This is a genomic window from Mucilaginibacter antarcticus (assembly GCF_042686155.1).
GTDB classification, from domain to species: domain Bacteria; phylum Bacteroidota; class Bacteroidia; order Sphingobacteriales; family Sphingobacteriaceae; genus Mucilaginibacter; species Mucilaginibacter antarcticus.
Genome location: NZ_JBHUON010000021.1, coordinates 72,025 through 78,024, shown reverse-complemented (window position 1 = coordinate 78,024; position 6,000 = coordinate 72,025). Strand labels below are relative to the sequence as shown.

At 42.2% G+C, this 6,000-nt stretch carries 5 protein-coding genes and 1 riboswitch; of the genes, 1 reads left to right on the top strand and 4 read right to left on the bottom strand.

Features of this window, described 5'->3' with window-relative positions:
* Positions 1-323: 323 nt before the first annotated feature.
* From ACFSYC_RS15720 to ACFSYC_RS15705, 4 genes are all read right to left on the bottom strand, one after another.
* Positions 324-1,016, bottom strand: a complete 693-nt coding sequence (locus ACFSYC_RS15720) for an SIR2 family NAD-dependent protein deacylase (protein WP_377129527.1) — start codon at positions 1,014-1,016, stop codon at positions 324-326.
* Between the two features lie 67 nt (positions 1,017-1,083).
* Positions 1,084-1,662: a DUF6580 family putative transport protein gene (locus ACFSYC_RS15715; protein WP_377129525.1), complete on the bottom strand. Its 579-nt coding sequence runs from the start codon at positions 1,660-1,662 to the stop codon at positions 1,084-1,086.
* A gap of 49 nt (positions 1,663-1,711) precedes the next feature.
* A complete protein-coding gene (locus tag ACFSYC_RS15710) occupies positions 1,712-2,767 on the bottom strand; it encodes a YncE family protein (protein ID WP_377129524.1) in 1,056 nt (351 codons plus the stop codon).
* 10 nt (positions 2,768-2,777) lie between these two features.
* A complete protein-coding gene (locus ACFSYC_RS15705; RefSeq protein WP_377129522.1) occupies positions 2,778-4,643 on the bottom strand; it encodes a TonB-dependent receptor in 1,866 nt (621 codons plus the stop codon).
* Positions 4,644-4,900: 257 nt separating this feature from the next.
* Positions 4,901-5,106, bottom strand: a riboswitch (cobalamin riboswitch).
* Positions 5,107-5,211: 105 nt separating this feature from the next.
* Between ACFSYC_RS15705 and ACFSYC_RS15700 the strand changes: the two genes are divergently transcribed.
* A complete protein-coding gene (locus tag ACFSYC_RS15700; protein ID WP_377129520.1) occupies positions 5,212-5,958 on the top strand; it encodes an SRPBCC family protein in 747 nt (248 codons plus the stop codon).
* The last annotated feature ends 42 nt before the right edge of the window (positions 5,959-6,000 follow it).

Here is a 6,000-nt window from a genome sequence, read left to right as displayed (position 1 = left end):
CGTAATTGTGTAAACCTATTTTAGTACTAACTTTAAAGTGTAAACTAACACCAGTATTAACAACCAATAGTGTAAACTTTTTTCAGGACGGGTCAGGACGAGTCATAAAAAAAGTGATTCACTCAAAGTGATTCGCTCCGTATCCACTACACTCAATGATATGGATGCAATTGTTTAATGTACAATAAGTTAACAACTTTATATTAAAGTGATGCTACTGTTACAAAGTGATTCACTACATTTCGCATGTAGCTGATTTAAAGATCATTAACGAAAACCCTGATTCACTTGTTTCATATTTATTCTGAAACAGTACAACGTGATTAGCGTGCCGGTTCAAGCAATTGCTTCACGAATTCAGGCACCCCAATCGTGGCCTTCTCCGCTATCCGTATCAGGTTCTTAATTCGATTGATGTCAGGTATGTTAGGGTCTATGATGTATTTGGGCACATTGTAATGCACGTAGTTGACCAATCCGGCGGCTGGGTAAACAGCTAAAGATGAACCCACCAGAATAAAGATATCGGCCTGTTGGCAAATGCGTGCAGCCGGCGCTATCATAGGCACGTCCTCGCCAAACCAGACCACGTGCGCCCTCAAATGTGAGCCTAACTCGCAGGTCTCACCCATTTTGATCCCCCAACCCGCTATTGGGTACGTCAAAGCCGGGTCAATGCTAGACTGTGAACGGGTTATGATACCGTGCAGGTGCATTACCTTGCTTGATCCGCCACGTTCGTGCAGGTCATCAATGTTTTGGGTGATGATAGTAACGTCATATTGCTGTTCCAGTTTGGCTAACGCGATGTGCGCAGCGTTTGGTTTGGCAGCCAGTACATCCTTTCGGCGCATGTTGTAAAAGTCCTGCACCAGTTGCGGGTTAGCCGCCCAGGCTTCGGGTGTAGCAACCTGCTGCACGTCATGGCCTTCCCAAAGCCCGTCACTATCACGAAACGTGCGCAGGCCACTCTCGGCACTTATCCCTGCTCCGGTTAGTACTACTATCTTTTTCATAGATCTTAATAGTCATAAAAAAAGCGGCTCGGGTTAAACCGGCCGCTTTCAAGTTATTTAGTATAGCTTATAGCGCAAGTTCATGGTTGGTACGTAAAGCAGTGTACTTACTCTTAGCCAGCTCAAAGCCGCCAAACAGTATAGCACCGAATACGAGATCACCCAAAAGCATATTCTTCTCAAAGGGTATAGCGGCAACCAAAGCAGCACCATAACCAGCTAATGTTTTTGGATATAAACCATTGGCATCATTAACCCAAGGCAAATCCATAATCAACCAGTGTATCAGCACCGGCGCCAACAAGATAATTACAGAGCTACCCACATTGATCTTCTTAATAGTTGACCCTACAAAGACGATCAAAGAAAAGACAACACAGTTCCAAAATGTATAACTGCTCCACAACGACCATTGGCCGGTGTATGAGTGGTTAATGATAATATCACTCAAAAAGAACGTCAATAGTATAGCTGCATATGCTTTCCATTTCTCGGTAAAATACACACCGCCAAATATGGCCAGCGCCCCAACCGGTGTAAAGTTGCTCCAAATTTGATACTTTAAGGTTAGCAAACGTATCGCGGCCATAGCCACTATGATAAACACCAATACAAAGGTGCGTGTGTTGAGTTTTTGTAAAGTCATGCTGTAAAATTACGCTTTTATCTTAAGATACAAAAAGTATAGTAAGCTGCTATTTGTTCAATAAAGCAATCTTACCAGGTATTACGCCAACATTGATGGTGTACTCCTTTTTACCTGTCTTGTCAAAAGCATACAGTGTGCCGTTAGCCGAGTAGCTCGGGGCTGTCGCCACGAAGATCTCCCCTGTCTGTGGGTCGCCTGAAATAGCAAAAGGCATATCAGTAGCAGTACCGTCTGTAATAAAGTTAGCTGCAGCCAGGATTTGAGTTTTACCGTTATATACAGCTATCTTCTTGTCTGCTGTAGCATAGTATACAAAGTCGCCCTGCGCATAAAGCGGAATGTTATAGCCCAGGCTCACCGTCGGTTTTGATTTTACAAGGTCAGTTTTAGCGTCAATGATAGTCATACCGGCTTGTACATCAACAAAATTACCAAACGACAATACATAGATGTTATCAAAAGCATCAGCCACAACTGATGTTGGGTTAGCAATAACGGTTACTTTCTTAGTTTCAGTCAGGCTTACAAGATCAATCACCGATACTGTAGTTGCCGGAGTTGGATCATATCCACCTGAATTAGCTACGTAAAGTTTGCCGCTTGCTATAGCCATTTGCTCAGGATTAGGGCCTACAGTAATGGTTTTCGTAATGGTCAGGGTAGCTGTATCAATTACGGATACTGTACCGTTGTATGACGTTACAAAGGCATTGGCTTTATAAAAAACAACGTTACGCGGCTGGTTTAATGTTATTTGTTTAATTGTCTTAGCTGTTTTACGGTTGGTTACAAATATCACGTTCGAATTATTGACCACTATATATGCTTTAGCACCATAAATGCCGATATCGTTACCAACATCGCCTAGGCCATTACTATTGGCTGCTGTAAAGATATCGGCCGTTAAGGTTTTGGTAGTGTAATCGTAGTAAGTAAGGGTACTATTGCTTTTACCAAAACCGCCCTGGTTTAGCACGTATATCCCGGCACGTTGCGCTGTCGGGGTTTCAGACGTAGGATTGGTTTTGTCTTTACGGCATGATGCTAACATTGTAGCAAATGCTAAGGCGACAAATAGGTAATTAAGTTTAAACTGTTTCATGGGTTGTTTATTATATAGTTATTTGTAATGTAATTCTGTATGATCTGCCCGGCATGGGGTAGTTGCGTACCACATCGTAGCGTTTGTCTAATAAGTTATTTGCTGCCAGAGAAAGAGTCATTGGCGATTTATATAGCTGCCCACGGTATACTGCCGACATATCGGCTACACTATATGATGGCATTACATAAACCGCGTCGGGATTGTTTTCGTAGTATCTGGGTGAACTGATGATTTGATTGTAATATACCCCCCAATCCCCTTTACTCAATCCGGCATTGAAAGCAATTGTATGCAGAGGAATGTAAGGCAAGCGGTTTAGATAGTCGGATAGCTGATCATCGGCATATAAAGCATGTTGGTATGAGTAGTTGGCAGACAAGGCAAACTTATAAGCGGCAGGTAGATCTACAGCTGTTTTAAGGCCGATGTCCAAACCTTTAATGTCAACTTTACCAGCGTTTTGTGTGTAACCGTTATAAAGGGTTGGGATAAATACCAGCTTGTTAGTGACATAATTATAATACGCATCGGCCGTTAGGCCTATATAGCTAAACAAACCCGAAAAACCTTTGGTATAGCTCAAACCAACATCATACTGGCGGGCAAACTCAGGTTGTAAGTTTAGGTTTGATATATAATTATAGTACTGATCATTAAATGTAGGCGCCCGGTAAGCGTACTTATAAAAAGCGCGGAACTGCAGGTTTTTATCTGCAAATGGCTTAACAGTTGCTATGACCGTTGGTGCCAGTATACTGTGCTTTGGCGCTGTACTGCCTGTCTTTACAGTTTCATTAATATCAGCACTGAGCAAATTACCCTGTAGAGTCCAATCACCCAGTGTTAAATTTGTCGCGATCACATTTAGTAACGTTACCCTGGTTGGATACCTAAAGTTAGCCAAGTTTGCGTTTAGGCTATTAAGAGCGACGTCCGCTGAATACGATACCGTCCAATTACTCATCAAATTATAAGCTAAAGCTGCAGATTGGTAATATTCCCGCTGACCAAAATGCTGATCAAGCACCTTACCAGTTCGTTGTAAATCTGGATCAAAGTAAAACAATTGGTTTTGAGCGAATTTTGAACTAATCAGTAATTGCAAACCACTGTTCCAGTTATGCTGATAAGCACCCTGCAAAAACAAGTCTCGGTTATACAGTTTCTGGCCACTTTCAGGTGTTGTGTACGGTCTAACGACACCGGGTACTCCTCTATCTGAATTAAAGTAGTTGATATGGATGTTAAGTTTATTCTTATCCGTATCCCAAATCAACGCGCCATCAACCTGTTGCATTGCAACTTCAGTACCTGTACGCTTTTGCTCGGTCACGGTTTTGCCATCGCTTGCTAAGTATCGGTATTCGCCATTGGCATTTTGGGTGTAGGCGTTAATAATCACTGCCCAATCAACACTTAAACGCTGCTGGTACTGTAAGTATGGATTAAACAATCCAAAACTGCCGGTTTTAATACCGGCAGTTAGCTGATAGGGTTTTTCTATCGTGAGTTTAGGCTTAGTAGTTTCAATGGATAACACGCTGGCTGCAGCAAACGCTCGTGCCGTTTGTAATATATTTGGGGGTTGTGCATTGTAAAGCGATATCTTCTGAATATTACTAACGTTAAGTTTACCCAAATCAACTTGCCCGTTCTCGGCATCGTTAATTTGTATACCATCGTAGAGAACAGCGGTGTGGTTAGCCCCTAGTCCGCGCACCGACATGGTTTTTAATCCACCTATTCCTCCATAATCTTTAATAATCACACCCGAAAAATTACGGACAGCGTCGGCCACATTCAATGCATTGTATTTTATAAAATCACTGGCGGTGATGGTCTGCGAGGGAACGACAACCTGCTGTACGGGCATGGTTGTGGCGTTAACCCTAATTTCCTTGATTTTTTTTAATGTATCGTTTTGGGCAAAAGCCTTGCCAGGGAGAGTTAAGGATAGTACTAGCCAGAGACATCGCCATAAAAATGGCCGATAATTAAATCCAGATAATATTACTTTGTTCATGGCTGCAATAACAACAACACAAACTCCTGGAAACGTAATAATGGACTGAAAACACGCCGTTATGACAGGTGAGCATCATATCCAAGCTTCAATCCCCGAAAGCTGTGAATTAGTATAATGCCTTGGCAGGTCTTCTGACTTGCTCCCCTTTCGTCCGGTCTTCCCATCCATTAACTAACGGATAGTGACCAATTGATTGGACGTTGGTATACGGAGCTTACAGCTGCGGGACAGTTACGGATTTACACCGTATTCCCTTTTAATTCATTAACCGATGATATGGTTAGTGAAACCTAAAGCGGTGCAAAAGTAGAATAACAATTGGTAAACGCAAAGTAACGGTTATTAATAATTTTTTTGAAAAGCAAAACTTAGCTGCTGGTATGCTGTTAAATAGAAATACCTATAAATAAACAACATGGCATCAAATAATTTCTATCCGGTTAAATTGCACAGCGACGTAGCAAATCCGGAAACTCTTAATGTAAACTGGCCTGAGCGATATATTTCTGTAGCTGCAGGCGTAAAATTGGCATTCTCTGGATTAGGAAATTTATTTTCGAGCCCTTTGACCAGCTTATTAAAATTGGGCGCCGCAGGTTATCTCATGAATCGCGGCATGACCGGCCACTGCGCTGTTTACCAAAAAATTGGTAAAGACACTCAAGAACCTATCAACGTCAATATTCGCTCTGCTTTTACAGTGAATAAGCCCCGTAAGGCGGTATATGATTTTTGGCGTAAGCTTGATAACTTGCCATTATTTATGAATCACCTTGAGAGTGTGGAAGTGATTGATAGTGATCGTTCACATTGGGTGCTTAAGCTGCCTACAGGTGTGGGCACTATAAGTTGGGATGCCGAAATTGTAAAAGACAACCCGGGCGAAGTTATCGGCTGGAGCTCACTGCCAAATTCGGTTCTAGACAATGCGGGTAAAGTTTTCTTTCGAGATACCGAAGACGGAACGGGCACTGTGGTTGACGTGATTATTACTTATCAGCCACCTGCTGGCGGCGTTGGCGCAAGTATTGCAAACGTGTTGAATCCGTTATTTAAAAACATAGTCGATACTGACGTACGCAACTTTAAACAATATATGGATTTAGAGAATACGCTAAAGCCTTTGTCACAAAATGGCAGTCAACATACAGCAACCACATAAATTAGCTCACCATAGCTAGTCGCAAAGTATTGTGATAAAAAA

Coding starts and splice junctions, on each gene's coding strand:
- ACFSYC_RS15720 (WP_377129527.1), bottom strand. CDS start 1,016: ATGAAAAAGATAGTAGTACTAACCGGAGCAGGGATAAGTGCCGAGAGT.
- ACFSYC_RS15715 (WP_377129525.1), bottom strand. CDS start 1,662: ATGACTTTACAAAAACTCAACACACGCACCTTTGTATTGGTGTTTATC.
- ACFSYC_RS15710 (WP_377129524.1), bottom strand. CDS start 2,767: ATGAAACAGTTTAAACTTAATTACCTATTTGTCGCCTTAGCATTTGCT.
- ACFSYC_RS15705 (WP_377129522.1), bottom strand. CDS start 4,643: ATGCCCGTACAGCAGGTTGTCGTTCCCTCGCAGACCATCACCGCCAGT.
- ACFSYC_RS15700 (WP_377129520.1), top strand. CDS start 5,212: ATGGCATCAAATAATTTCTATCCGGTTAAATTGCACAGCGACGTAGCA.